General features: G+C 69.4%; 24 protein-coding genes and 3 pseudogenes. 22 read left to right on the plus strand and 5 right to left on the minus strand.

Annotated features, from left to right (window positions below; all coding sequences use genetic code 11):
* Window positions 1–165 precede the first annotated feature (165 nt).
* Window positions 166–450: a hypothetical protein gene (locus ACZ5NH_RS43750; protein ID WP_468783851.1), complete on the plus strand. Its 285-nt coding sequence runs from the start codon at window positions 166–168 to the stop codon at window positions 448–450.
* Window positions 451–761: 311 nt separating this feature from the next.
* Window positions 762–1,046 carry a GNAT family N-acetyltransferase gene (locus tag ACZ5NH_RS43755; RefSeq protein WP_468783853.1) on the plus strand — a complete coding sequence of 95 codons (285 nt, stop codon included), beginning with the start codon at window positions 762–764 and terminating at the stop codon, window positions 1,044–1,046.
* Here the strand turns inward: ACZ5NH_RS43755 and ACZ5NH_RS43760 are convergent.
* Window positions 1,037–1,579, minus strand: a complete 543-nt coding sequence (locus ACZ5NH_RS43760) for a hypothetical protein (protein WP_468783855.1) — start codon at window positions 1,577–1,579, stop codon at window positions 1,037–1,039. The genes ACZ5NH_RS43755 and ACZ5NH_RS43760 overlap by 10 nt on opposite strands.
* 366 nt (window positions 1,580–1,945) lie before the next feature.
* Here ACZ5NH_RS43760 and ACZ5NH_RS43765 point away from each other — a divergent pair, with 366 nt between their 5' ends.
* The 9 genes from ACZ5NH_RS43765 (at window position 1,946) to ACZ5NH_RS43805 (ending at window position 11,359) form a co-directional block, all read left to right on the plus strand.
* Window positions 1,946–2,554 (plus strand): helix-turn-helix domain-containing protein, encoded by a 609-nt coding sequence (locus ACZ5NH_RS43765; RefSeq protein WP_356315905.1) that lies wholly within the window; start codon window positions 1,946–1,948, stop codon window positions 2,552–2,554.
* Between the two features lie 104 nt (window positions 2,555–2,658).
* Window positions 2,659–3,960 carry an MFS transporter gene (locus ACZ5NH_RS43770; protein WP_468783858.1) on the plus strand — a complete coding sequence of 434 codons (1,302 nt, stop codon included), beginning with the start codon at window positions 2,659–2,661 and terminating at the stop codon, window positions 3,958–3,960.
* Between the two features lie 11 nt (window positions 3,961–3,971).
* Complete coding sequence (locus ACZ5NH_RS43775) at window positions 3,972–5,327, plus strand: FAD-dependent oxidoreductase (protein WP_468783860.1); 1,356 nt, start codon at window positions 3,972–3,974, stop codon at window positions 5,325–5,327.
* Window positions 5,324–6,514, plus strand: a complete 1,191-nt coding sequence (locus ACZ5NH_RS43780) for a CaiB/BaiF CoA transferase family protein (RefSeq protein ID WP_356315899.1) — start codon at window positions 5,324–5,326, stop codon at window positions 6,512–6,514. Before ACZ5NH_RS43775 ends, ACZ5NH_RS43780 begins: the two co-directional genes overlap by 4 nt.
* The gene (locus ACZ5NH_RS43785) at window positions 6,511–7,296 is read left to right on the plus strand and encodes an enoyl-CoA hydratase-related protein (RefSeq protein WP_468783862.1); all 786 of its coding nucleotides are present in this window, start codon (window positions 6,511–6,513) and stop codon (window positions 7,294–7,296) included. Before ACZ5NH_RS43780 ends, ACZ5NH_RS43785 begins: the two co-directional genes overlap by 4 nt.
* 13 nt (window positions 7,297–7,309) lie before the next feature.
* The gene (locus ACZ5NH_RS43790) at window positions 7,310–8,203 is read left to right on the plus strand and encodes a dihydrodipicolinate synthase family protein (protein WP_468783864.1); all 894 of its coding nucleotides are present in this window, start codon (window positions 7,310–7,312) and stop codon (window positions 8,201–8,203) included.
* Window positions 8,203–8,976 (plus strand): SDR family oxidoreductase, encoded by a 774-nt coding sequence (locus ACZ5NH_RS43795; RefSeq protein ID WP_468783866.1) that lies wholly within the window; start codon window positions 8,203–8,205, stop codon window positions 8,974–8,976. Before ACZ5NH_RS43790 ends, ACZ5NH_RS43795 begins: the two co-directional genes overlap by 1 nt.
* Before the next feature lie 29 nt (window positions 8,977–9,005).
* Window positions 9,006–10,442: an aldehyde dehydrogenase family protein gene (locus tag ACZ5NH_RS43800; RefSeq protein WP_468783867.1), complete on the plus strand. Its 1,437-nt coding sequence runs from the start codon at window positions 9,006–9,008 to the stop codon at window positions 10,440–10,442.
* Window positions 10,443–10,867: 425 nt separating this feature from the next.
* The gene (locus ACZ5NH_RS43805; protein ID WP_468783869.1) at window positions 10,868–11,359 is read left to right on the plus strand and encodes a hypothetical protein; all 492 of its coding nucleotides are present in this window, start codon (window positions 10,868–10,870) and stop codon (window positions 11,357–11,359) included.
* A 92-nt stretch (window positions 11,360–11,451) separates the two neighbouring features.
* Here ACZ5NH_RS43805 and ACZ5NH_RS43810 read toward each other — a convergent pair.
* Window positions 11,452–11,846: pseudogene (locus ACZ5NH_RS43810) on the minus strand (replication-relaxation family protein); the annotation flags it as partial.
* A 106-nt stretch (window positions 11,847–11,952) separates the two neighbouring features.
* Here ACZ5NH_RS43810 and ACZ5NH_RS43815 point away from each other — a divergent pair.
* The 4 genes and pseudogenes from ACZ5NH_RS43815 to ACZ5NH_RS43830 all read left to right on the plus strand — a co-directional run bounded on the left by ACZ5NH_RS43815 (window position 11,953) and on the right by ACZ5NH_RS43830 (window position 14,009).
* Window positions 11,953–12,651: a hypothetical protein gene (locus tag ACZ5NH_RS43815; protein ID WP_468783870.1), complete on the plus strand. Its 699-nt coding sequence runs from the start codon at window positions 11,953–11,955 to the stop codon at window positions 12,649–12,651.
* Window positions 12,652–13,053: 402 nt separating this feature from the next.
* Window positions 13,054–13,218: pseudogene (locus tag ACZ5NH_RS43820) on the plus strand (IS701 family transposase); the annotation flags it as partial.
* A gap of 144 nt (window positions 13,219–13,362) precedes the next feature.
* Entirely contained in the window at window positions 13,363–13,626 is a 264-nt protein-coding gene (locus tag ACZ5NH_RS43825) for a hypothetical protein (RefSeq protein WP_468783872.1), read from the plus strand.
* Window positions 13,623–14,009 (plus strand): PIN domain-containing protein, encoded by a 387-nt coding sequence (locus ACZ5NH_RS43830; protein WP_468783874.1) that lies wholly within the window; start codon window positions 13,623–13,625, stop codon window positions 14,007–14,009. Before ACZ5NH_RS43825 ends, ACZ5NH_RS43830 begins: the two co-directional genes overlap by 4 nt.
* Window positions 14,010–14,384: 375 nt before the next feature.
* Here ACZ5NH_RS43830 and ACZ5NH_RS43835 read toward each other — a convergent pair whose 3' ends face one another.
* Entirely contained in the window at window positions 14,385–14,645 is a 261-nt protein-coding gene (locus ACZ5NH_RS43835; RefSeq protein WP_468783876.1) for a hypothetical protein, read from the minus strand.
* 362 nt (window positions 14,646–15,007) lie between these two features.
* Window positions 15,008–15,706, minus strand: a complete 699-nt coding sequence (locus ACZ5NH_RS43840) for a thiopeptide-type bacteriocin biosynthesis protein (RefSeq protein WP_468783890.1) — start codon at window positions 15,704–15,706, stop codon at window positions 15,008–15,010.
* A gap of 209 nt (window positions 15,707–15,915) precedes the next feature.
* On the opposite strand from ACZ5NH_RS43840, the pseudogene ACZ5NH_RS43845 reads away from it, so the two are divergent.
* The 3 genes and pseudogenes from ACZ5NH_RS43845 to ACZ5NH_RS43855 all read left to right on the plus strand — a co-directional run.
* Window positions 15,916–16,645 (plus strand): annotated as a pseudogene (locus ACZ5NH_RS43845) (transposase domain-containing protein); the annotation flags it as partial.
* Between the two features lie 818 nt (window positions 16,646–17,463).
* Entirely contained in the window at window positions 17,464–17,751 is a 288-nt protein-coding gene (locus ACZ5NH_RS43850) for a hypothetical protein (protein ID WP_468783878.1), read from the plus strand.
* A gap of 11 nt (window positions 17,752–17,762) precedes the next feature.
* Entirely contained in the window at window positions 17,763–18,485 is a 723-nt protein-coding gene (locus ACZ5NH_RS43855) for a helix-turn-helix domain-containing protein (protein ID WP_468783880.1), read from the plus strand.
* 92 nt (window positions 18,486–18,577) lie between these two features.
* Here the strand turns inward: ACZ5NH_RS43855 and ACZ5NH_RS43860 are convergent, their stop codons facing one another.
* A complete protein-coding gene (locus ACZ5NH_RS43860; protein WP_468783882.1) occupies window positions 18,578–20,281 on the minus strand; it encodes an NAD-dependent malic enzyme in 1,704 nt (567 codons plus the stop codon).
* Between the two features lie 126 nt (window positions 20,282–20,407).
* On the opposite strand from ACZ5NH_RS43860, the gene ACZ5NH_RS43865 reads away from it, so the two are divergent.
* From ACZ5NH_RS43865 to ACZ5NH_RS43880, 4 genes are all read left to right on the plus strand, one after another.
* On the plus strand, window positions 20,408–21,313 hold the full coding sequence (locus ACZ5NH_RS43865; protein ID WP_468783884.1) for a LysR family transcriptional regulator: 906 nt from the start codon (window positions 20,408–20,410) through the stop codon (window positions 21,311–21,313).
* Between the two features lie 374 nt (window positions 21,314–21,687).
* A complete protein-coding gene (locus tag ACZ5NH_RS43870; protein ID WP_110673603.1) occupies window positions 21,688–22,128 on the plus strand; it encodes an SMI1/KNR4 family protein in 441 nt (146 codons plus the stop codon).
* A 231-nt stretch (window positions 22,129–22,359) separates the two neighbouring features.
* Window positions 22,360–22,758, plus strand: a complete 399-nt coding sequence (locus ACZ5NH_RS43875; protein ID WP_468783886.1) for a hypothetical protein — start codon at window positions 22,360–22,362, stop codon at window positions 22,756–22,758.
* 44 nt (window positions 22,759–22,802) lie between these two features.
* Entirely contained in the window at window positions 22,803–23,252 is a 450-nt protein-coding gene (locus ACZ5NH_RS43880) for an SMI1/KNR4 family protein (protein ID WP_468783888.1), read from the plus strand.
* Window positions 23,253–23,573 lie beyond the last annotated feature (321 nt).

Consider the following 23,573-nt stretch of genomic DNA (forward strand, 5'->3'; position numbering starts at 1 on the left):
GGACCACCCGCTGGAACAGCTCCCACAACCCGTCCGGCACCATGCGTTCGACCATCACCACACGGTGCAGATTACCCAACACTCCAAATGAGACGACGTCTAAATCCGCTGGCGGCCACTGCCTCGTCCTGCGACAGTGCGGGAATGGAGTGGAGAGCCGTTTGCGTGGCGGACGTCGACGCCCTCGCCGAACTGCTCGGCCGGGGCGAGGAGGCGACGGTCGGTCGCCGCGAGTCCGGCCCCGCCGAGGCGCGCAGCATGCTGGCCGCCCCCGGCCTGGACCTGCCCTCCCGCACGTGGACCGCGTCGGGCCCCGACGGCGGCCTGCTCGGCTTCGCCGCCCTCCATCCCGCGCCTCAGCCGGGCGAGCTGCGTGCCCAGTTGGTCGTCGCACCGTCTCCGGATGCACCTGCCGTCACCGCGACGCTCCTGGACCGCCTCGACGTCTGAGCCGCCCACGACCTGTCGACCCCTGACACGCCGGTGACGCTGTATCAGCTCCCTGGCTGCTTCCCCTACGACCAACTCCTCAGCCGCGGCTGGACCGTCGTGGACAGCAGCAGCCGCCTCACCGTCGACCTGGACGCCATCCGCCTCCCCGAGCACCCCGCGCCCGCGGGGCGCGCTGCCCGGAGCGAGACCGACCTCCGCACCGTCCACTCCGTGCTGAACGAGGCCTTCACCGACGACCCGCAACACCCCACCCGGACTTCGACGCCTTCCACCACGCCCAGCGCCGACGCGAGGGCTACAACCCCGACTTGTGGCTCCTCGCCGAACTCGACAGCGTCCCCGCCGGCGCCCTCATCGCCCGCGACCCCGTCGACCGCGCCTGGATCGCCTGGTTCGGCGTCCACCCCGCCCACCGCCGCCACGGCCTCGGCGCCCAACTCCTCACCACCGCATTCAGCCTCCTCCGCGCCCGCGGCCACCGCACGGTCGGCGTCGACGTGGACACCCACAACACCGGCGCCATGCAGGCCTACACCTCCGCCGGCGTGACCCTTCTCGGCGCGGCCGACCAGTGGCGCAGGACCTACGTCTGAACCCGGCGCCCGCCCTGCGTCAGGCAAGGGCGACGCCGCCGGTGGTAGGCCCAGGCGAGAGCCAGAACGATCCTGGACCTGTACGAGGAAACCCGCCCAGACACCCATCTCCTCCGGGTCCAGACGGCATTCCTGCAGTGCCCCGACTGAGCTTCCGAGGACCTCTGGCCCTGATGTCCGCGCGGACTGCACAATCGGGGATCCAGCGCGACGCCGTCCGCCCAGCGCTGCAGGTGGTGGCCGTCGAGGAGGTGGACGCCGCCCTGGCGGGAGGCCCAGAGCGCTTCCGCGCGACTGTAACCACCGCGGTGGACGACGACCCGGATCAGGCCGTCGACGCCGGGCCGGCCCGCCTCCCGCAGGGGAGCGGGCCCGCTCGCGACCGCGCCCTCGTCCGCCGTCGCCACCGGGCGGAACGCGATGTCCAGTTCACGGCCCCGGGCATCCCGCGCGTACAGACGCGGCCGCACCTCGCGGACGGTCAGGTCGACCACCCGCCAGCCGTCGCGCCGCAGCATTCGCGCGGCCGCCACCGCCAGCCCCTGGTCATCGAGCCGGGCGAGTTCCTGTGGTCCTGCAAGTCGGATGAGATTGCTGAAGATGCTGTGAGAACGCCTACCACGGTGGCTGGGGACCGCGAGGAGGTCGAACGCCCTCATGCGGCAAGCCATCGACGGGGTAGCCCCGATGTCGGGTACGGGGTGCGGTTGTGCGCGGATGCCGCGTTGTCGGTGCTGCTCGACCGGTCGGCGTGCGCATGGCGGGCTGTGGGTTCCTCTCAGCTCTCCATGCCGGGCGCCTGTCCGGCATCACGAAGATGAACACGAGGGGCTTGCCTTCAGCATCGTGAAGGTTTTCAATATGTCGCACGACACATCCCCCAGGGACAGGTGGAGATCGTGCACGACTCCGACGTACCGATGCCGGACGGCCGACCGGACCCCGATGTGCTGGTCGCTACGGTCGGCCTGCAGATCAAGGCCCTGCGCAAGCAGGCCGACCTGACCCTGGACGAGCTCAGCCGCCGGTCCGGCATCAGCACCGGACTGATCAGCCAGGTCGAGCGGGGGAAGGGCAATCCCTCCTTCACCAGCCTGGTGCAGATCGCCCACGGGCTGGACGTTCCGATCGGGCGGCTGTTCCATCTGGCCGACCAGGTCAGCCCGGTGGTCCGCGCCCACGAGCGCCGCAGCCTGGACTTCCACGGCTCGGACCCGGCGGACGGCGACCGCTACGAACTGCTTACTCCGTCGCTCAACGGCGCCCTGGAGGTCCTGTGGGTGGTCACCCAGCCGGGCCACGACACCAGCGCCGCCCCCTTCCGTCACAACGGCGAGGAGTTCGGCATCGTGCTCTCCGGTGTGAAGGACGTCTATCTCGACGGCGTCCGTCACCGGCTCGAAGCGGGCGACTCCATCACCTACTCCTCCAGCATTCCCCACTGGTACGTCAACCCCGGTGACGAGCCCGCCACCTCGATCTGGGTGATCACTCCGCCCAGCTGGTAGGCACGGGCCTCGTGCCGCCCCGTCCCCCAACGCCCCGGCCCCAGGCCCGGGCGCCGGTACCGCACGGCCTCGTCCCGTGCGCCTTTCCCATGAGGTGCCCCACCATGGCATCACTCACTGACAGAACCGCTGTCGCCGCCGGAAACTCCCTCTCCCGCCGCCGCGCCCTGCTCGCCCTCGGCGGCGGCAACGCCGTCGAGTGGTACGACTGGATGGTCTACGGGCTGCTGGCCTCCTACATCGGTCCGCTCTACTTCCCCTCCGGCAGCTCCGTCTCCGAGACCATGTCCGCGCTGGCCGTCTTCGCGGTCGGCTTCGCCGCCCGGCCGCTCGGCGCGATCGTCTTCGGCACCCTGGCCGACCGCATAGGCCGACGCACCGTCATGCTCTTCTCCATCGGCTCGATGGTGCTGAGCAGCCTGGTCATCGCCGTGCTGCCCAGCCATGCGAGCATCGGCGTGTGGGCCGGCGTCATCCTGCTGGCCAGCCGCATCCTGCAGGGACTCTCCACCGGCATCGAGGCCCCGCTCAACTCCGCGTACATCGTCGAGCTGGCACCCGAGGGCCAGACCGCCCGGCTCGGCAGCACCCTCAGTGTCTACGTCCAGGCCGGCATCGTCGGTGCCTCGCTGGTCTGCTTCCTCACCACCTCGGTGGTCGCCCCCAACGCCATGGCCTCCTGGGGCTGGCGCATTCCGTTCGCGGTCGGCGCCGTCCTCGGCTTGGTCTTCCTCTGGCTGCGCCGCGCCTTGCCAGAGACCCTGCACACCGAGGGCGAGAAGCCAGCCGAGCCGGCCCGGGTGGGCCAGGTCTGGGCCGAGGTCTGGCGGCACCGGCTGGCGCTGCTGGCGATCATCTTCGTGGTGGCCGGCGCCCAGGCGCTCAACTACACCTGGACCACCGGACTGCCCAACCTGGCCCGCTCCGCCTACCACGAAAACCCGGACAGCGTCTTCCTGGTCTCCACCCTCGCCGGGATCTGCGTCGCCGCGCTCTACCCGCTGGTCGGCCGGCTCGCCGACCGCAACCGGATCTCGCGCACCTTCATCGCCTCCCGGCTCGCCGTGGCGCCGCTGATCTTCATCGTGCTCGCCTACCAGCGGCCCGGCATGGCGGTGTTCACCGTGGTGATGCTGGTCGGCGCCCCGGTGCTGGCCTTCACCATGGGCCTCTACAACACCGTCGCCGCCACCCTGATGCCGACCAGTTGCCGGGTCACCGGTGTCGGCCTCGGCTATGCGGTCGGCGTGGCCGGCTTCGGCGGCACCGCCCCCTATCTCCTGCTGTGGCTCCAAGGCCTCGGCGCCGCCTGGGCGTTCCCCGTCTACGGCGCGGTCCTGTGCCTGCTCAGCGTCCTGCTCTACGTGCTCGTCCTCCGTCGCGGCGCCGTCCGCGTCGGGAGCTGAAAGGAAGTCAGATGCCCCAGACTGTCTCTCTCGACGCCGTCGAGGCACCCGTGGTCCAGCGGGCCGATGTGGTCGTGGTCGGCGGCGGACCGGCCGGGGTCAGCGCGGCCGTGGCCGCCGCCCGCACCGGGGCCAGCGTGACTCTGCTGGAGCGCTACTCGGCCCTCGGCGGCCTGGCCTCAGGCGGCATGGTCCTGGTCCTCGACGACATGATCAACGGGAACGAGATCACCGTCACCGGCATCGTCGACGAGTACGTCGAGCGGATGGCCAAGCTCGGCCTCGCCGTCTACCCGCCGGCTGAGGACCGCTACTCCTCGCCCGAGATGTGGGCCAAGTGGGGCCGCTGGGGCGCCTTCGACTTCCATTCCCACACCAACCCCAAGCCGATCTGCTACGCCGTCGCCTTCGACCCCGACGGCTGGAAGCGGGTCTCCAACGACCTGGTCCGCGAGAGCGGGGTCAACCTGCGGCTGCACAGCTGGTTCTCCCGTCCGGTGGTCCAGGACGGCGCGGTGAAGGGCGTGGTCTGCGAGACCAAGTCCGGTCCGCAGGCGGTGATGGGCGACGTGGTGATCGACACGACCGGCGACATCGACGTGGCCTCTAGGGCCGGCGCCTCCTACGCCCAGGACAGCTACCTGGTCACCCTGGTCTTCCGGCTCGGCGGGGTGGACACCGCGGCCGCCGAGCGCTTCGAGCAGGAGAACCCGCGCGAGGCCCGGGCCGTCAACCGCAAGATCAAGCGGATGCTGGGCGGCGCCTGGGAGCTGTGGTGGCTCAAGACGCCCGTTCCCGGCGTGGTCTGGTGCAACTGCCCCCACATGACCGGTTTCGACGGCACCGACCCGGTCTCGCTCACCGAGGCCGAGTTCGAGGCCCGGGCCCGGATCGGTACCGTCCTGGACCACATCAAGTCCGACCTGCCCGGCTTCGAGAACGCCTACCTGCTCGACGTCGCCGAGCAGATGGGCGTCCGTCAGACCCGGCTGCTGCAGGGCGAGTACGTGGTCACCAAGGACGACGTCACCTCCCGCCGCCACTTCGCCGACAGCGTTGCCCGCGGCCGCGACTACTACACTCCCTACCGCGCCCTGCTGCCGCGCGGCATCGACCAGCTGCTGGTCGCCGGCCGGCACTACTCCGCCACCCCCGAGGCGCAGCGGATGTCCCGCGAGATCCCGCCCTGCATGGCCATGGGCCAGGCGGCCGGCATCGCCGCCGCCACCGCGGCGGAGCGGGGCGTGCTGGTCCGGGATGTCGATCCGGCCGTCATCCAGCGCCTGATGCGCGAGCAGGGCGCCGACCCCGGTGACGTCCCCGCCGAGAACGCCACCGTCGACCAGCTCGAGGAGGCCGTGGCATGACCGCCGCCGTGCAGCCGCTGAGCGGCGTCACCGTCATCGACTTCACCCAGGTCTTCATGGGCCCGTCCTGCACCCAGTTGCTCGGCGACTACGGCGCCGACGTGATCAAGGTGGAGCGGCCCGGCACCGGCGACATCTCCCGGACCTCGATCCCGGACACGGCCGGCCTGGACAACCCCATCTTCCTGTCCATCAACCGCAACAAGCGCAGCATCGCCATCGACACCCGCACCGAGGAGGGCCGCCAGGCCGTCCAGGAACTGGTGCGCTCCGCCGACGTCGTGGTGAGCAACTTCCGGGCCGGGGTGATGGAGCGTCTCGGCCTCGGCTACGAGGCGCTGCGCGCCGTCAACCCCAGGATCATCTGGGCCTCCGGCACCGGCTTCGGTACCCAGGGCCCGTACTCCCACAAGGGCGGGCAGGACGCCATCGCCCAGGCGTACAGCGGAGTGATGTGGCGCCGGGTATCCGAGGACGACCCGGTCACCCTCTACCCGACCACGCTCTGCGACTACACCACCGGGATGCACCTGCTCCAGGGCATCCTGCTGGCCCTGCTGCACCGCGACCGCACCGGCGAGGGGCAGAAGGTGGAGGTGTCGATGTACGACTCGATGCTCCACATGCAGATGCAGGAGGCCTGCCAGCAGCTCAACCGCGGCTCCGAGATCAACTGGGCCGCGATGCCGCTCACCGGAGTGTTCCGCACCTCGGACGGTGCGCTGATCATGGTCGGCGGTTTCAAGGCCAACCCGCTGCACCACATCAGCCGCGCCCTGGAGCTCGACGAGGACCTGGGCGAGCGCCCCGAGTTCGCCACCCTCGACCTGCAGTTCGCGCATCGGCCAGAACTGCAGCGAATCTTCGCCGAGGCGGTGGCCCGCAACACCACCGACCACTGGGTCAAGCGGCTCGAGGATGAGGACATCCTCTGCGCGCCGGTGCGCAGTCTGGAGCAGACCCTCGACGACGAGCAGACCGCGGTCAACAAGATGATCGTCGAGATGGACCACCCGGTCGCCGGCCGGATTCGCGCCCTCAACGCGCCGCTCCACCTCTCCGCCGCCCCCGCCGAGGTCCGCCGGGTCCCGCCGCGGCTCGGCGAGCACGGCACCGAGGTGCTCGGCGAACTCGGCTACACCACCGAGCAGATCGAACTGCTCCGCGAGAAGGGGGTGCTGCGATGACCGACGAGGTCCGCTACGTACGGGACGGGTACATCGCCCGGGTCACCATCGACCGCCCCGCCGTGCTCAACGCGGTCGACGTCAAGACCAACACCCGGCTCAACGAGATCTGGGCCGAGATCGAGGCCGACCCCGAGGTCCGGGTGGTCGTCGTCACCGGCGCCGGAGAGCGGTCGTTCTGCGTGGGCGCCGACATGTCCGCCGACGCGGTGGAGAAGACCGGCCTGGAGTACTGGGCCGGCCTCGACCCCAACGGCTTCGGCGGGCTGAGCCTGCGCACCACCCTGGACGTCCCGGTGATCGCCAGGGTCAACGGCTATGCGCTGGGCGGCGGCATGGAGATGGTCCTCGGCTGCGACATCGTCGTCGCCGCCGACCACGCCCAGTTCGGCCTCACCGAGCCCCGGGTCGGCCGGATCCCGCTGGACGGCGGGGTCTTCCAGCTGGTCCGCCGGCTCCCGCACACCCAGGCCATGGGGCTGCTGCTCACCGGCCGCCGCGCCTTTGCCGCCGAGCTGCACCGGATGGGCCTGCTCAACGAGGTGGTCCCGGCCGAGCAGCTGGACGAGGCCGTCGACCGCTGGGTCGCCGACATCCTTGCCTGCGCCCCCACCTCGCTGCACGCCATCAAGCAGATGGTCCAGCGCGGGGCCGGGCTGTCCCCGCAGGACGCCCACAAGTTGCACACCCCGGCGCTGATGGCGGCGCTGGACAGCGAGGACGCCAAGGAAGGCGTGCTCGCCTTCCAGCAGAAGCGGCATCCGGTCTGGCCCGGACGATGAGGGGAGCCCACTGATGCCCGAAAAACTCGCACCCGGAGTGTGGGGCGTGCTCGCCACACCCTTCCTCGGCTCCGCCTTCGACGTGGACGAGCCCAGCCTGGCCCGGCTGGTCGAGCACTACGAGCGGATCGGCACCACAGGACTGACCGTGCTCGGAGTCTTCGGCGAAGCCGCCCGGCTCTCCGCCGAGGAGCGCCGCACGGTGCTCGAGGCGGTCGTCGACACCGTCGACCTGCCGCTGGTCGTCGGGGTCACCGGACTCGCCACCGCACCGGTGCTGGAGGAGGCCCGGCTGGTCCGCGACGTGGTCGGGGACCGCCTCGCCGGACTGATGGTGCAGGTCAACTCACCCGATCCGCAGGTGGTCGCGGCCCACCTCAACGCCGTCCACGACGCCACCGGCGCCGGGATCGTGGTCCAGGACTACCCGGAGACCAGCCGGGTCGCCATCCGCACCGCCGACCTCGTTCGCGCCGTCCGCGCCGTCCCCTCGACGGTCGCGGTGAAGGCCGAGGCGCCGCCCACCCCGGCGGCCGTCGCCAGCCTCACCGCCGAACTGGACGTCCCGGTCTTCGGCGGCCTGGGCGGACTCGGCCTGCTCGACGAATTGGCGGCCGGCGCCGCCGGGGCGATGACCGGCTTCTCCTGCCCCGAGGGCCTGATCGCCTGCGTCCAGGCCTGGCACAGCGGCGGACACGACGCGGCCCGGGAGGCCTACCTGCCGTACCTGCCGCTGGTCAACTTCGAGGCGCAGGCCGGGATCGGGCTCGCGCTGCGCAAGGAGGCGATCCGGCGGCGCGGTCTGATCATGGAGTCAGGTGTCCGGCCGCCGGCCGCGCAGCTGCCCGAGGCCCTGGTCCCGCAGCTGGAGCGGCACCTCGCCGCGCTGCCCAAGGAGGTGCACTGATGGACCTCGGCATCCGCGGCCGAATCGCCGTAGTCGCCGCCTCCACCGGCGGCCTGGGCCGGGCGGTTGCCGAGGCGCTTGCCGCCGAGGGTGCCTCGGTGGTGGTGGCCGGGCGGCGCGGCGACCACGCCAAGAAGATCGCCGGCGGGCTGCCGGACGCGGTCGGCGTCCAAGTCGACCTCACCGACCCGGACGGCCCGCAGACGCTGGTCGAGGCGGTCCGCGAAGCCTACGGCGACCCCGACATCCTGGTCCTCAACGGACCCGGCCCGCGGCCCGGCCCCGCCGCCGACCTGGACACCGGCGACCTCGCCGCAGCCATGGACTCGCTGCTGATGGCTCAGCAGCGGCTGGTGGCGCTGACCCTGCCGGCGATGCGCCGGCGCGGCTGGGGCCGCATTCTCGCCATCGGTTCCAGCGGGATCGCCGAACCGCTGCCCGGGCTGGTCCTCTCCAACGCCGGACGGGCCGCCCTCGCCGCCTACTTGAAGACCCTCGCCACCGAGGTGGCGGCCGACGGAGTCACCGTCAACCTGCTGCTGCCCGGCCGGATCGCCACCGACCGGGTGGCGGCCCTGGACGCAGCGCGGGCCGAACGCGAGCAACGCCCGGTCGCGGAGGTCGAGGCGGCCTCGCAGGCAGCGATCCCCGCCGGACGGTACGGCAGCCCCGCCGAGTTCGCCGCGGCCGCCACCTTCCTGTGCAGCGCCCCCGCCTCGTACGTCACCGGGACCGCGCTGCGCTGCGACGGCGGCCTGCTCCGCAGCCTGTGAACCCCCGACTTTCCCAAGGAACCGCACCCATGAGCACTGTCAAGATCCCCAACCTCATCGGCGGCGAGGAGACCTTCGGCGACGGCCTCGAGCGCTACAACCCCGCCGACCCGGCCGAACTGGTCGCCGTGGCCCCCGCCTCCGGCGCCGAGGCCGTCGACGCCGCCGTGGCGGCCGCCGCCGCGGCCCAGCCGGGATGGGCGGCGCTGCCCGCCCCAGCGCGCGGCGCGATCCTGCTGGACGCGGCCGAGATCCTGCGCAGCCGCCACGAGGAGGCCGCCCGCGACCTGGTCCGGGAGGAGGGCAAGACGCTGGCCGAGGCCCGCGGAGAGGTCCGGCGGGCCATCGACGTGCTGCGTTTCTTCGGCTCCGAGGGCTGGCGGCTCGGCGGGCAGGTGCTGCCCAGCTCGCTCCCGGACACCATGGTCCACACCCGCCGGGAGCCGGTCGGGGTCGTGGGGCTGATCACCCCGTGGAACTTCCCGATCGCCATCCCGGCCTGGAAGCTGGCGCCAGCGCTGATCAGCGGCAACGCAGTGGTGCTGAAGCCCGCAGAGCTCACCCCGCTCTCCACCCGCCACCTCACCGAGGCCCTGGTCCGCGCCGGGCTGCCCGCCGGGGTGCTCAACGTGGTGCACGGCACGGGCGCGGTGGTCGGCGAGGCCCTGGTCCGTGACCCCCGGGTGGCGGCGGTCTCCTTCACCGGCTCGACCGCGGTCGGCATGCGCATCGAGCGCGCGGTCCAGGAGCGCCGCGGCCGGGTGCAGGTCGAGATGGGCGGCAAGAACGCCCTGGTGGTGTTGGACGACGCCGACGTGGAACAGGCCGCGCGGATCGCCGCGGCGGGCGGCTTCGGCCTCACCGGCCAGGCCTGCACCGCCTCCTCCCGGGTGATCTGCACCCCGGGCGTGCACGACGACTTCGTCGCCGCCTTGGCCAAGGAGGCAGCCCGCTACCGCCCGGGCAACGGCCTGGCCGACGGCACCCCGATGGGCCCGGTGGTCAGCGCGCAGCAGCTCGCCACGGTCACCACCGCCATCGAGCAGGCCAGGGCCGAGGGCGCGACCGTCGCCGCGGGCGGCGAGGCCCCCGAGGGGCTGATGCTCGCCCCGACCGTGCTCTGCGGCCTGGGTCAGGAGAGCGCGGCGGCCCGCGAGGAGATCTTCGGCCCGGTGGTCGCGGTACTGTCCGCGGCGAACCTGGACGACGCGATCGACCTGGTCAACGACTCCCGCTACGGCCTGGCCGCGGGCATCTGCACCCGCAGCCTGGCCGCCGCCCAGCGCTTCGCCGCGGCCGTCCGCGTGGGCGTGGTCAAGGTCAACCGCCCGACCACCGGCTTGGAACTCAACGTCCCGTTCGGCGGCGTCGGCGACTCCTCGAGTAACACCTTCCGCGAGCAGGGCGCGGTCGCGGTGGACTTCTACACCTGGTCCAAGTCGGTCTACCTCGGCTGGGAGAGCTAGCCAATAGGACTCCGTTAGATGTCTAACGGAGTCCTACCGTAGAGGTCTCGATCAGCGCCCCGCCGGTTGGGAATGCGCAGGGTCTGCAGTGCCGGCGTGACGCGAAGGGCCAGTCCTCCCCGCCGATGCGGGAGTGTTCGGCTAACTCCGATGGCAGAGGATGCCGTTTGTGCCGCACAGGGCACAGCGCAGGCTATCGCGGGTACCTGCGCGGCAACAGTCTGTAAACGGACGGTTGTTGGCCGTGATCGACTTGCCGCAGGCGCGTGTGAACCTGTCCTTACCTGGGCTGAGGACTTACTCGAAGGCCTGCAGGTCGACGAGGACCAGGCCCGCAGGCCGGGGCAGACGCTTGACACCCGGCCGACGGCAGGGCCAGCACTCAGCGCACGCCCGGCACGTCACCGCTGGAGGGAACGCTCGTCATGCCCGAGTCCAACGCCGTTACCCCCACCTTGGACGTCTACCTGCTCTTCGCACACGAGCCCTACTACCCAGGCCCCGGAACCCAGGAGATCAACACCACCCTCGTGGCCGCCGATATCCTGTTTCACCCGCGGGTACTCCAGCCCGACGGCACCCGGATCCACGACCTCCTCACCCAGCTGGCGGTCGGCGACTGGGAGCGCGTCACCGTCGACCTGGTGCCACTCGTGCAGACACAGATGTGTGACGCCCTCAGCCTCGGACTACCCGAAGTCGCCCGGGCCCTGATCTGCACTGGCCCCGAGAGCCAGGTGCGTGCCTTCGCGGCAGGGGAGTTCACCGTCTACGGACCGGACGACCGCGCCAGGGTCTTGAGTGAGGTCGGTATGTTCCTCACCGGCCTCGCGGCCGAGCAGCCACTTTGGCCGGGCGACGGACTCCTGCCGCGCTGTGCCAGAGCGCCTGACAGCGACGTGGGAGCAGGACGCTGATCAAGCGGCCCCGACGGCTCGGACAAACGACTGCCCCCAGGACTGGTGTCTTGGGGGCACGCTGATCAACAGCTATCGTCCACGTCGGGGACTCACAGGTCTGTCCAGGGGCGGGGCTTGCCGCCGGCCAGGGGCGTCCACGCGGCCTGGGCGGGGCCGTGTTGCTCAAGGTCTTCCCAGTATGGCGGCTCCGAGGCGGACTTCGCGGGCGAGGGCCGCTACGAGCGGGTGGTGGGTCACCGTCGCCTGCAGATCGCTGATCCGATTTCTCCAGCCGGGCCCGGGAGGCACCGGTGAGCACGAAGAGCACGCGGGGAAAGGCCGGATACCAGCGCAGCCAGGCAGGACCCGCGGTGGTCTGCCTGCGGCGGCCGACGGGCTGGGCCTCGTGCTGGTACAGGCGGGCGTACTCGATCAGTTTCATGGCCAGCCGCCCGCTGCTCATGGTGCTGCGGTCGACTTCCACGAAGGCGCGCAGCTTTCGGCGGGTGACGATGAACCTCGAGTTTCGCCGTTTTCGCAGGGTCCCTCTGGCAGTTGTAGCTGCCGGCGTTTGGGTCCTGTGGTCGTGGCGGCAGCCATAGAGTGAGGCTGTGGATGAGAGGCTTGTAGAACAGGTACAGCAGCTGGACCAGCAGGGTCAGTCGGCGAAGGCGATTGCTCGGACGCTGGGGGTGGGCGTCAGGGATGTCGTCGGGGTGCTCAACGGCGCCGTGCAGGTCTCGGTGTCAGGTCGTGGCGAGCCGCGTTGCTGGGTGAACGCCGGCTGGAGCAGCAGTGTGGATCTTGAGGGTGCGCCGCAGTGGACGGGCCTGGACCCTGGGGCTTGCGACGCCGAGGAGGTGCGGGGCCTTGTCGCCGTACTCGTGGCCGCAGACCGTGCGCGCTCCGCGAAGGTGCAGGTTGCCGGGTTCCTGCTGGACGTGTGGTGTCTGGGGGTGAAGAACGCACTGCCTCCTGAGCCGATGACCCCGAGTCAGCTGGCTGCGCACCGCCACGCCTATTTCAGTGCCTTCGAGGGGCATGTGCAGGTTCCCGCCGAGCTTGTCCGTGCCCTGGTGTTTGGCGCCGCCGCCTACGCCCGAGAGCTCGGGTTCGATCCCGAGGCGGACTTCGATGCCGCAGCCGCTGTGCTCGGCGAGCCTGCCGGCCCCAGCCCGATCCGTTTCGGCCGTGACGGCAAGCCCTTCTACGTCAACGGCCCCTACGACGATCCCGAGGCGATCGTGCGGTCTTTGCGTAACGCCGTCGGCGACGACGGCTTCCACTACGCCCTCGCCTTCCCCGAGTAGCCGCGGCGGCGTCGGCTGTTTGGGGCGCGCGGGTAGCCTTCCAGGCGCGTGAGCTGGCAGGCGATCGCTCCGGCGGGTGACGGGCCGGCGGTCTTGCTGATCGGCCTCGCCCTGACCTGTCTGTTCCGGCGGACGTAGGAGGAGACGGGCGGTGCTCCCGGTTCCGCGAGCTGGTGACTCGGCTTTTTCATCGCATTCGCCGTCGTCGCGTACATGGCGACGGCGGTACGGGTCTTGCGAGATGCCCGCGGCGAAGCCGGCTCCGTCCCGCAGCCGCCGAACTGCATAGCGACGTCCGGCCGTTGTACGGCGCCCTCGCCGCATCGGACGACCCGGCCGGCCACGTCCATCGGCGACTGGATCGACTCAGCCCAGCAGGCCCTCGTCGCCGGTCGCCGGCGAGTCGGCCTGGACCAGGTCGAAGGCCGCTCCTGGAACGGCTGGCACCACCACGCCACCCTGGTCAGCGCCGCCCACGCCTTCCTCACCGAGCAGCGGCCGGCCCCAAAAGCCGACACAGCGGACTCAGCCTCTACCAGATCCTCGACGCCCTCCAGGACCTGCTGAGCTGCTTGACCGGCACCTGTATCACCTGCCACCAGCCCCCTGCCCAGCAGAACCACACCAAGATCAAGACAGACCTGACGGAACCCTGCAGGCGCCGCGGCGCTGACGCTCCATCCGCGTATACGCGGATGTATACTGTGGGGTATGTCTGACGCGATGATTCGTGTGCCTGCCGAAGTCCGTGACCGTCTCGCCGTAATTGCCGAATCCAGGGGAACTTCGATCCGCTCCCTGGTGCAGGAGTTCGCGGAGTCCACGCTGACCGAGGAAGAACGTCGTGAGCGGGCCGAGCAGACCCGCGCCTACCTGGGTGAGCACTTTGGCGTCGAGGTGTCGGACGAGGAGAGCGCGGCCATGGGCCGCAGGCTCCGTGAGGGGTTCGCCCGGCGGCAGGGCTCCGCCGCGTGATCTTGCACCATCTCATTCTCGATGCGCCAACGCTGGTGGCGCTCGCGGGCAACCGCCAGGTCTCCGCGCTCATCCACCGGGCTCATTTCGAGACCGACACCCGCCTGTGGGCACCTGCCCTCTCGATCCTAGAAGCGGACCGCGAGTACCTGGGGATCGCCGAGCACATCGGGCAGCTGGAGATCATCCACACCGTGGACTTGGACTACCCGGCGGTGCTCGAAGTGGCTCAACTGCACCGGGACGGCGTTCCCCTTGGCATTGGTGCCGCGATCCATGCCACCCGGCATCTGCCCGAGTGGGGCGCGGACGCCCTGGTCGCCACGGTGGCCCCGAAAGCATACGAAGGCCGCAGTGTCCGCGTTTTCGATCTCAACCGCTGAAGTCGCCCGGCCCGGCAGCTTTGATGACTTCGGCCCCCAACGGGGCCGAGCGCAGGGCCCTGGTCCGGCCCAGCAGCCAAGTCTCCTCGAGATCGTCGAAGAGTGCGTAGCGGCGTGCATCCGGGCGTAGACGTCCTTGTCCCACCCGGGCGGTCCGGCACCCCAAGGCGAGTTCGCGCCCCAGGACGGAGCCGAGCATCGGGTCCGCGTCGGTGGGGATGCGCGCGGTGACCGCCCCGGTCCTGCCGGGCGCGGGCGGTTGTCCTGGCGGGGGGCGGGGCGCCTGCCTGAGTCGAGGCGGCGCGGTGCAGCGTAGGGGAGGGAGGCGCCGGCTTCCTGGCGGCGTATCGCGGGTCATGGGCCAGGCTCTATCGGCTACAGCGCGAGCAGGGGGTCGGTGGGGTCCTCGACGCCGAGGAGGAGCACGTGGTGTCCGACGGCCTCTGCGGTGCCGTCGGTGACCTTCTCGATGTCGAGGCGCAGCCGGATGCGTCCGGAGCCTTCGCCATTGGCTGTGAGGTCGTGTTCCAGTTCGCCGTCGAGGCGGTTCAGTGCGGCCTCGGCCGCGGCGCAGTCGGCCAGGCCGCGGGCGAGGAGCTGGCGGATGGCGGTGCCGCGGAGCTGATAGCTGGGCATCGGACTCGTCCTTCGGCTGGTGGGTGATCAGGCCGGGTCGGCGAGTCGACGCGCCGTGTTCACCGCGCGCGACCAGACGTCAGGGCTGCCTCCGTGCTCGCGGGCGAGGGAGGCGGCAAGCCCTCGCACGTCGCCGCGCTACAAGGGGAAGGCCACCAGATACCTACTGTAGGTCGCGCGGACCTGTCTCGGCGGCGACGACCCACTTGTGCGGGTGCTTGTTGATGACGGCGGAATGGGACGAGGACTCGTCGGTCGGGTGCCGGTCTCTCCCATGAAGATTTCGGGCCCGCTCCGAGGCCGTGGTCACTCAAGGAGACGCGGTAGTGCTCGGAGCCGTTACGTCAACTGGAGGCAGCGCATCATTGCCCGAGGACGGCTTCGCGTGCTGCACGCGACCAGATGGCTTGCTGCCTGTTACTAAAGCCCATCCGGTTCCAGTGGAAGATGATGTGCCGGGCCAGGATGGACCTGAGCCCGAGGCCGAGACGGTTGAGCTCGGCGGCGCCCTTGAGGTGTGTGCCTCCGTGCTTCATGCCGGTTACCCAGTCCTGCAGGGGCGTGAGAGGGCCGTCCGCGAGCAGGCGGCCGGGATCGAGGGTCAGGATCTTCCGCATTGGGTCGACCATCCCGCTCACCTTGTCGGTGGGTATGTCTTCGGGCAGTGGCCGCCTGGCCTCTACTTGGCCCCAGACGTCACCCTGCTCGCCCCATTCAAGACCGGCGGCTCGTAGGAAGATGGCAACGACGAGCAGAGACGTGACTTTGGCGTCGAACAGGCCGGCCGTGTGCTTCTCGACGAGCTGGTCGTAGGTGAGCACCCCCATGCTGTAGGCGTGAAACAGGCTGTGCGCGATCGTCATGCCGACCAGCCCGCCGAACGCTATGGACTCCGGTTCGTACAGAGAGGTCCGCCACTCCTTCACCACACCCCAGGAGACTGCAGAGTCGAGTGCCTGCCTCGTGCGTGCGATGGCGCGATCCACCTGCGCGCCCTGGGGTGGCTGGACCCGCAGTCTCCAGAACGGGTACTTCCGTACGAACTGAGGTTCCCCCGAGATGCGGGGAGAGGTGACAGAGGGTCAGATGGGTTTCACGAGAGGAGCCCTGACGATGCCTGCCCCGAGGAAGTACCCCAAGACCACGGAGTTATGGCCGGTCCGCGGCTGTCAACAGGGCCGGGGAAGTCAGGGGAAGTGCCGGTCACGGCAACGGGGCTCCTGGTAGAGCGAGGAAGCCGACCAAGGTCTTCCTGCTTGAAGGAGCCCCGTTGCCCGATCAGTGTCCCACCGTCACCCTCACGTCGTCCGTCACTGTCGCCGACGGCGTCTTCGCTCCGGGGCATCTGGGCGAGCTGACTCGGCAGTTGCCTTTTGAATTGGTCGATGACGTGCTGAAACGTACCGGCGGCACTCAGCGGAGGCTGCGGCTGCTGCCGTCGAGGGTGGGTGTGTACTTCATCCTGGCACTGGCCCTCTTTCCGCAGCTGGGGTACGTGCGTGTGTGGGACAAGCTGGCCGCCGGGCTGCGCGGGCTCCTTCCACAGCATCCGTCGGAGAAGGCACTGCGAGAGGTACGCCGACGGCTGGGTGTCGGCGCCGCTGCGATTGCTGTTCGAGACGCTGGCTGGCCCCGTGGCGCAGCCGGTCACACCCGGGGTGCGCTACCGGTGCTGGCGCACGGTCGCCTTCGACGGATGCAGCTCCACCAAGGCCCCTGACCGGCCGCGAGTCTGTGCTTGGCTGGGTAAACACAAACATCGTTACGGCACAGACGGATATCCGATGCTGAAGGTCATGGTGCTGTGCGAGACCGGGACACGGGCGCTGCTCGGCGCGGTCTTCGGGCCGACGCCCGAGAAGGAGACCGGGTACGCAGAGCAACTGCTCCCGCTGCTGGACGACACAATCCGGGGCTTCGACTCCGACGGCTTCCTCGCGAAGGCCGCGGCCACCGGGGCACAGCTGCTGGTACGTCTCAAGGGAACCCGGACACCCGCGATCCCGGCCGTCACGCTCACCGACGACCAGGCCGCCAGGCTCGGGTACGACATTCCCGCCCCGGCCGGGGAGCCCGCCCCCGGAGCAGACTGAGGCTTTCCGAGCCGCTGTACGGCCGCCTGCCGCGTTTTCGCCCCGTGCGGGCCCTTTCCCGCGGTCGGGGCGTGGGCAGTTCGGCCGCCAGGCGGCCGTACAGCGCTCCAGTGCTTGAGATTGAAGAACAGGACGGCTGCGGCCGCAGCACAAGGGGAGGCCAATGGCCTCCCCTTGTGCTGCGGCGGGGCGTGCGCCAACACGCTTTCCGCCGATGCCCAGTTCTTTGGTTGCACCCAGTAGACCAGGGCTCTTAGCAGCCCTATCCGTAGGGTCTGCATTCCTGAGTAAGTGTGGATCCGGGTAGCCACTATCGGCAAAGCCGACATGTACGTCGGTGGGCCAATCGGTCGTTCAGGGGGCGATGCACACGAGGGCGGTTGCATGCAAGTCGACTAGAGCGACCACGGTTCGCCCAGGTCACAAGCCATGGTGCACGAAGATCATCTGCAACCATGCCAGAACCGCAAGGCGATACAGGAATGAGCCAATGGCTCGACAAAAAGGGCGTACCGGACTCAGTGGTGGGTGGGAGAGTTACCAGTTGTGTCGGTAGCCCTGGGACCATGTCAACGCCCGTACGTGACGTAGCGCCAACTGCCGATCGAGTGACGCGGGTTGCACCCAGTAGTGAGGGGTGCGCCAGCCTCCGGCTGACGCACCCCTCACGCTCCGTACGTGTTCCGGCGAGGAACCGGAGCACCAGCAGCGAAGGGCTTTCCGCCATGGCTGAAAGCAACGGCCGCCGTGCCGTCCGCGCTCCCGAGAACGTCCCCGACTCCGCCGCGCTCGCAGGCACCGTCCGCCTGACGATGGCGCACGTGCTGCCCCTGGTCTTCTTCCCGGTGATCGGGACCGTCCTGTTCGTCGTAGGGATGCCGGTGTCCGAGATCCCCGTCTTCCTCGGCTACTCCGGCGGCATCGGCGCCGCCGCGACCATCGCCGTCACGGGCGGACGCCGGGCCCTGATCGCCCTCGCCCACGGCGTCATCGCGGCCACGGGCACCAAGTAGGAGGGCGACCCATGGCACGCCCCGAAAGCCCCCTCGACTGCCCCCCGCGTCGGCGCGCCCTGGCCGAGAGCCTGCGGGCTGCCCGCGCCGCCGCAGGTGTCACCTATGCCGAGATGGCTGCATACGCGACCGGCATCCCCCAGGCCACCCTGAAGCGCATCGCCTCGGGCAATGGAGGTGTCCCCAAGTGGAACAAGGTGCAGGCGTACGCCAGCCTTTGTCTTTTTCTCGGTGGCGGCGACCGAGTCGAGGCCGTCTGCGCGGCCATACGAGGCCTTCAGGGTCTCTGGATCCTGGCGCGTCAGGAGGAGCGGGGAACCCTCGGCATCAAACCCCTCTCGGCCGAGTTCGTCTATGACCGCAGAGACCTCAGTTACGCGCTCTACGCCCTCTACGAGGGCGTAGGTGCCCCGCCTCTGCGGGACCTGCAGGACGGCGCCGGACGCCCCATGCACCTGCCTCTGACCACCGCGGCCCGGATCGTCGCCCGACAGACGCTCCCAGCAGACACCGAGCAGTACAAGGCCTTCCTTGCGGGATGCGGTATCACCGAGGAGAGCGCGCAGTACAAGCCGTGGCTCGACGCCTGGTACAAGGTCATGCTGGAGGAGCGGATTGCAATCCCCGCAGGCCAAATGACCAGAACCCTGGGCAAGGTGGACCGTCACATTATGGAAGAGACGGCCAAGTTCAAGACTTCGGAGGAGTTGGTTAGGTACAAGGCTGTGGCCTAAAAACCCGGCATCCTAAGGGCCTCGAACATATTGTTCGAGGCACACTGACATCCTTCGCCGCGCCGCTCATACCGATCCCTGTCCCCGGCGCCTCAGACCGCCACCACGGGCCGGTACACCGGCTCCCACATGGCCTCCCGCACCCGCTCCTCGATGCGGTCGTCCACCCGCTCGCGGGCGACGCCGTCCTCGGCCGCGGCCCGTGCCACGGCGACCGCCACGGCGGCGGAGGTGCGCCGCAGGTCCCGAGTGTGAGGGAGGAGCGAGGCGCCCTGTTCCGTGGAGTCCACCTGCTCGGCGACGGCGTGGGCGGCGGCGGACAGCATGGAGTCGGTGACGCGGGTGGCGCGGGCGACGACGGCGCCGAGGCCGAGGCCGGGGAAGATGAGCGCGTTGTTGGCCTGGCCGATCTCGTAGGTGACCCCGCCGCTGGTCACCGGCTCGAAGGGGCTGCCGGTCGCGACGAGCGCACGGCCGTCGGTCCAGTCCAGCAGCTCGGAGGGCACGGCCTCGGCGAGCCGGGTGGGGTTGGACATCGGCAGGACGATGGGGCGCTCGGTGTGCTCGGCCATCTCCCGCACGATGCTCTCGGTGAAGGCACCGCCTTGTCCCGAGGTGCCGATCAGCACGGTGGGCCGCACCCGGCGCACCACCTCCTCCAGCGAGTAGCCGCCGACCTCCTCGTCCCGCTGCCAGTCGGCGACCTCGTCGGCGGACCGCGCGTAGGGGGCCTGGAAGTCGCGCAGACCCTCCTGGTCCCGGGTGACCAGCCCGTAGCGGTCCACGGCCCAGAAACGGGCGGTGGCCTGCTGACTGCTCAGCCCCTCCGCGACCATGGCGTCCCGCAACTGGTCGGCGATGCCCATGCCCGCCGTACCGGCGCCGAAGACCACGACCCGGTGCTCGGGCAACGGCATCCCGCTGGCCCGAACGCCGGACAGCACGGCGGCCAGGTTGACCGCGCCCGTGCCCTGGATGTCGTCGTTGAAGACGAAGTGCTCACCCCGGTAGCGGTCGAGGATGCGGCGCGCGTTGGCCGGACCGAAGTCCTCGAAGTGCAGCAGCGCGTCGGGGAAGAGGCGCTCCGCGGTGCTGACGTAGCGCTCGATGAACGCGTCGTAGGTCTCGGTGTCCACCCGGGGGTGGCGGTTGCCCAGGTACAGCGGGTCGTCGAGGAGCTGCTTGCGGTTGGTGCCGACGTCGAGGACGACGGCGAGCGCGCGGGCCGGGTCGATGCCGGCGGCGGCGGTGTAGACGGCGAGCTTGCCGACGGAGATGTCGATGCCGCCCACGCCCCAATCGCCGATGCCCAGGATGGCCTCGCCGTCGGTCGCCACGACCAGGTCGACGTCCTCGGCGCCCAGTCCGGAGGCGCGCAGGGCCCGTTCCATGTCCTCGGGCGCGTCGACCGACAGGTAGATGCCCCGCGGCCGCCGGTACTCGGTGCTGTACCGCTCGATGGCCGTACCGACCGTCGGCGTGTACACGATGGGCAGCATCTCCGAGAGGTGATTGCTCAGCAGCCGGTAGAACAGCACCTCGTTGCGGTCGTGCAGGGCCGCGAGGTTGACGTGCTTGGCCAGGTCGGTGGGCTGGGCCGAGTACTGGCCGTACGCCCGGTCGGCCTGCTGGTCGAGGGTCAGGACCCGGGGCGGGATCAGCCCGTCCAGGCCCAGCTCCCGGCGCTCCTGCTCGGTGAACGCCGTGCCGCGGTTCAGCCGGGGGTCGGCCAGTACAGCGCGGCCGCGCGCGGAGGTCTCGAACCGGTCGGCGCGGGCCTTCCACTGGGTACTCATCGTCGCTCCAGACGTGTCCGGGGTCGCGACCCGTCGGTCGCCCTGTCCCTCCCAGGGTGGCGCCGGAAGTTCCATGCGTCCAATGACTGAATGCGCTAGAACCCATGCGCCAGTAGCATGGATCGCATGGACCTGCAGGTACTGCGCTGCTTCGTGGCCGTGGCGGACGGCGCGACGGTGACCCAGGCCGCGGCGGAGGCGCACCTGACCCAGCCGGCCCTTTCCCGGGCCCTGCGGCGCCTGGAGACCGAGGTCGGGGCCGAGCTCTTCCAGCAGGTGGGGCGCGTCCTGCGGCTCACGCCGGCCGGCCGCGCGTTCAAGGACCACGCGGAGGCGGCGCTGGAGCGGCTGGACCGCGGACTGCGCGCGGTCCACGAGACGGTGGCCCCCGAGGCGGGTCTCATCCCGCTGGCCTTCCTGCACTCGCTGGGCACCTGGCTGCTGCCCCCGCTGATCACCGGCTTCCGCGAGCGCTTCCCGCTCTCCCGGTTCGAGCTGCGCCAGGGGAGTGAGGCCGACCTCGTGGCCGCGCTGCTTGACGGCACCGCCGACCTGCTCCTGACCGCCGGCGACCCCGGCCACCCCCTGATCACCTGGCGCCGTCTGCTGGTCGAGCCGCTGTGGCTGGCCGTACCTCCCCGGCACCGGCTGGCCCAGCGCCGACGGGCGCGGCTGGCCGAGGTCGCCGAGGAGCCGTTCATCCTGTTGCGGAACGAACAGGGCCTGCGCTCGGTGACCGAGGCACTGTGCGCCCAGGCCGGTTTCAGCCCCCGGGTGGGCTTCGAGGGGGACGAGGTGGCCACCCTGCGCGGCCTGGTCGGGGCCGGGCTAGGCGTCGCCCTCGTACCGCGCCCGCACGCCGCCGCGCTCACCGGCGGACCGTCGTACCTCCAGGTCACCGACGTGGCGGCGGCCCGGGACATCGGCATCGCCTGGCTGACCCCACGCACCCTGCCACCGAACTCCACCCGGTTCCTGGACCACGTACGTGCCCACGCGGAGGCGGTGGCCAAGCAGGAGATCCTGGCGTAGTGGGCTGGCCGGAAGACGTTGCCCGAGCCGGCGGTTCCCCGCCAGGGACGGCCCGACGCGCGCGGGGCACCGGCCGGACGGCATCCCGCTCCTGACACGCGGGCTGCGTCCGGAAAGTCTCGGCGATCGCCTGCAGATCCATCACGCCGACCAAGAGGCGGGATCCCCGATTCATGAGTTGGATCAGGACTTCCACCTTAACGCCGACATCCATCGAAATAAGTTCAACCAGGGCGTCACCAAGGAGATGAGAAAGGAAGATACTCAGCTTCACTGGTGGTACCGATCCATGGAGCAAGGGTGGGGCAGCGCCTACGGGCCGGAGGCGTGGTTTGATAATTGGCCCACCTGCGGATGAATGAGGGGCGACATAGATGGACTTCGCTGACTTCGTAGCACTGATCGACGAAACTCGCAGGTTGCACCCATGGTGGCTTGCGGGATTTGAGCCGATGCGTGCAACGGAAGAGGACTTGGACCATGTTCGGAGGGAGCTTTCGATCTCACTCCCCGCCGACTACTTGAGGTTCATGTCGGAAATTGGAGGAGGGGCGTTCGGATTCATGGACATCTTTCCGGCGCGCTCCGACTCGCCTCAGCGTGACGATGTCGTCGCCGTGAACTCCCAGTCATGGTGTCCGGCGAACTTCTATGCATTCGCTCCCGTAGGAACTGGCGACCTGTGGGGATTTTCCCGCGATGGCGACGAGGCGATCGACGGGGTCTTCTTCCTGGATCACGAGGATGGATCGCTGACTAGCGAAGGAATGGGATTCCTAGATTTCCTCGCCGCGAACGCATTGCGGCCACGGTAGGAATTTCGGGATTTACATGATGAAGCCCCGCCGGAGTGCTCCGGCGGGGCTTCACTGCGTCTTGACGGCAGTAGCTGACGGCAACGTCAACGGACAGGCGCTGCACAAAGCGGCGGGTCGTTGCCGTCGTCGGGCTCGACTGAGCTGTCGGCGACGTTGCCGAGTGCGTGTCCGAGAAGGTCGATGGCTTGGCGCTGGAGGCGGAGCCGGACGTGGGCGTACCCGGTGGCGGTGACGTCGACAGCCCCGGAAGGCGACACTATTCCCGTCCGAAAGCGTGCGAGCGTCGGAAATTCTGGTGGGCGGACGGACTACAACAACATATTCTTCGAGGCCAATCCGGCTCAGGCCGGTAAGGTCTGGGTGCACCACGCTGTCGAGCAGAACGTCCTGAAGCTGTATCCAGGATTGTTCACTGAAGATGAAATCCATTCGCTTGAAAATCTTCGAGGCATACCTGTGGGGGCGGTGAACAACAGGGTGCATCTCAGTGAGATTCGCAATTTGTGGAACGCGTTCTATTCAGCGAACAAGGAAATTGGTCAGACTCCGACACGTGATGCTGTCCTGGACTATGCCACGATGGTCGATGACCAGTTGGGGCACTGGTTCTCGCCGCGAATCCGCTAGGCTGACAGGCCTGGAATGTGCAAGGAAACGGCTAGGGGTATTCCATGTGGATCGAGATCATCCAGGGCATCTCTCCGGAGGCCACTCTGCGAGGAGCGGAGAAGGAGGCTGTACTTGCCGAGCTCGAAGCGGCTCTAGGGTGCCGAATCCCGAGTGATCTGCGGAGTCTGCTTCTGGAGGTCGGGGGGGTTTCCGGACGATATGGGCTTCCTGTCGTCTGGGGAGCCCGGGAGATCCTGCAAGAGAACCGTGAACTGAGAAATTCTCCAGATCTCAAGCAGCTTTACATGTCGTTTGATCCCATCTTGTTCTTCGGGGGTGGACCGGGTGGTGACCTGTTTGGGTTCGTGCGGGAACCAGAACGTGATGACGATGTTTTCGTGTGGGATCACGAGAGTGACGGACGCTGGCGCGTGGCCTTCTCCCTGCAGCAGTACCTCGAGCGTTCTCTGGGTGGGCCGGGCGGCGACTGGTTCAGGCGCAAAATCGGCTGATCCTCGATCCGAGTGCACAAGAAGCGGCGTATCGGCATGAGGTAGAAAAGCTCAGTTGCAGGGTTCGACGTTCGGTCTCAATCGCCTCAGACTGCTGGTCTGTCGGCCTGACGGGATCCCCGCCTGCCCGGTGGGGATCTCGTCGTCTGCTCAGTCCTTCGGCCGGACAGCGGATCGTACGTGACCGGTGTTGCTGATTCAGGCGCGCCGATGGGCTCGGAAGAGACGGACGGAGACCGGGTTGCCGTCTTCGGGCGCGTCGAGGATGTCGACCGAGTCCACGAGGAGGCCGTTGTCCACGAGGAGGTCCTCCCACAATGT

The sequence above is a fragment of the Streptomyces sp. NPDC031426 genome (genome assembly GCF_055581585.1).

What these genes read in the sequence shown, in the direction of transcription:
- ACZ5NH_RS43795 (WP_468783866.1), top strand. Translation starts at nt 8,203, where the DNA reads ATGGACCTCGGCATCCGCGGCCGAATCGCCGTAGTCGCCGCCTCCACC.
- ACZ5NH_RS43800 (WP_468783867.1), top strand. Translation starts at nt 9,006, where the DNA reads ATGAGCACTGTCAAGATCCCCAACCTCATCGGCGGCGAGGAGACCTTC.
- ACZ5NH_RS43835 (WP_468783876.1), bottom strand. Translation starts at nt 14,645, where the DNA reads ATGCCCAGCTATCAGCTCCGCGGCACCGCCATCCGCCAGCTCCTCGCC.
- ACZ5NH_RS43865 (WP_468783884.1), top strand. Translation starts at nt 20,408, where the DNA reads ATGGACCTGCAGGTACTGCGCTGCTTCGTGGCCGTGGCGGACGGCGCG.
- ACZ5NH_RS43855 (WP_468783880.1), top strand. Translation starts at nt 17,763, where the DNA reads ATGGCACGCCCCGAAAGCCCCCTCGACTGCCCCCCGCGTCGGCGCGCC.
- ACZ5NH_RS43790 (WP_468783864.1), top strand. Translation starts at nt 7,310, where the DNA reads ATGCCCGAAAAACTCGCACCCGGAGTGTGGGGCGTGCTCGCCACACCC.
- ACZ5NH_RS43770 (WP_468783858.1), top strand. Translation starts at nt 2,659, where the DNA reads ATGGCATCACTCACTGACAGAACCGCTGTCGCCGCCGGAAACTCCCTC.
- ACZ5NH_RS43805 (WP_468783869.1), top strand. Translation starts at nt 10,868, where the DNA reads ATGCCCGAGTCCAACGCCGTTACCCCCACCTTGGACGTCTACCTGCTC.
- ACZ5NH_RS43870 (WP_110673603.1), top strand. Translation starts at nt 21,688, where the DNA reads ATGGACTTCGCTGACTTCGTAGCACTGATCGACGAAACTCGCAGGTTG.
- ACZ5NH_RS43775 (WP_468783860.1), top strand. Translation starts at nt 3,972, where the DNA reads ATGCCCCAGACTGTCTCTCTCGACGCCGTCGAGGCACCCGTGGTCCAG.
- ACZ5NH_RS43850 (WP_468783878.1), top strand. Translation starts at nt 17,464, where the DNA reads ATGGCTGAAAGCAACGGCCGCCGTGCCGTCCGCGCTCCCGAGAACGTC.
- ACZ5NH_RS43785 (WP_468783862.1), top strand. Translation starts at nt 6,511, where the DNA reads ATGACCGACGAGGTCCGCTACGTACGGGACGGGTACATCGCCCGGGTC.
- ACZ5NH_RS43825 (WP_468783872.1), top strand. Translation starts at nt 13,363, where the DNA reads ATGTCTGACGCGATGATTCGTGTGCCTGCCGAAGTCCGTGACCGTCTC.
- ACZ5NH_RS43860 (WP_468783882.1), bottom strand. Translation starts at nt 20,281, where the DNA reads ATGAGTACCCAGTGGAAGGCCCGCGCCGACCGGTTCGAGACCTCCGCG.
- ACZ5NH_RS43880 (WP_468783888.1), top strand. Translation starts at nt 22,803, where the DNA reads ATGTGGATCGAGATCATCCAGGGCATCTCTCCGGAGGCCACTCTGCGA.
- ACZ5NH_RS43780 (WP_356315899.1), top strand. Translation starts at nt 5,324, where the DNA reads ATGACCGCCGCCGTGCAGCCGCTGAGCGGCGTCACCGTCATCGACTTC.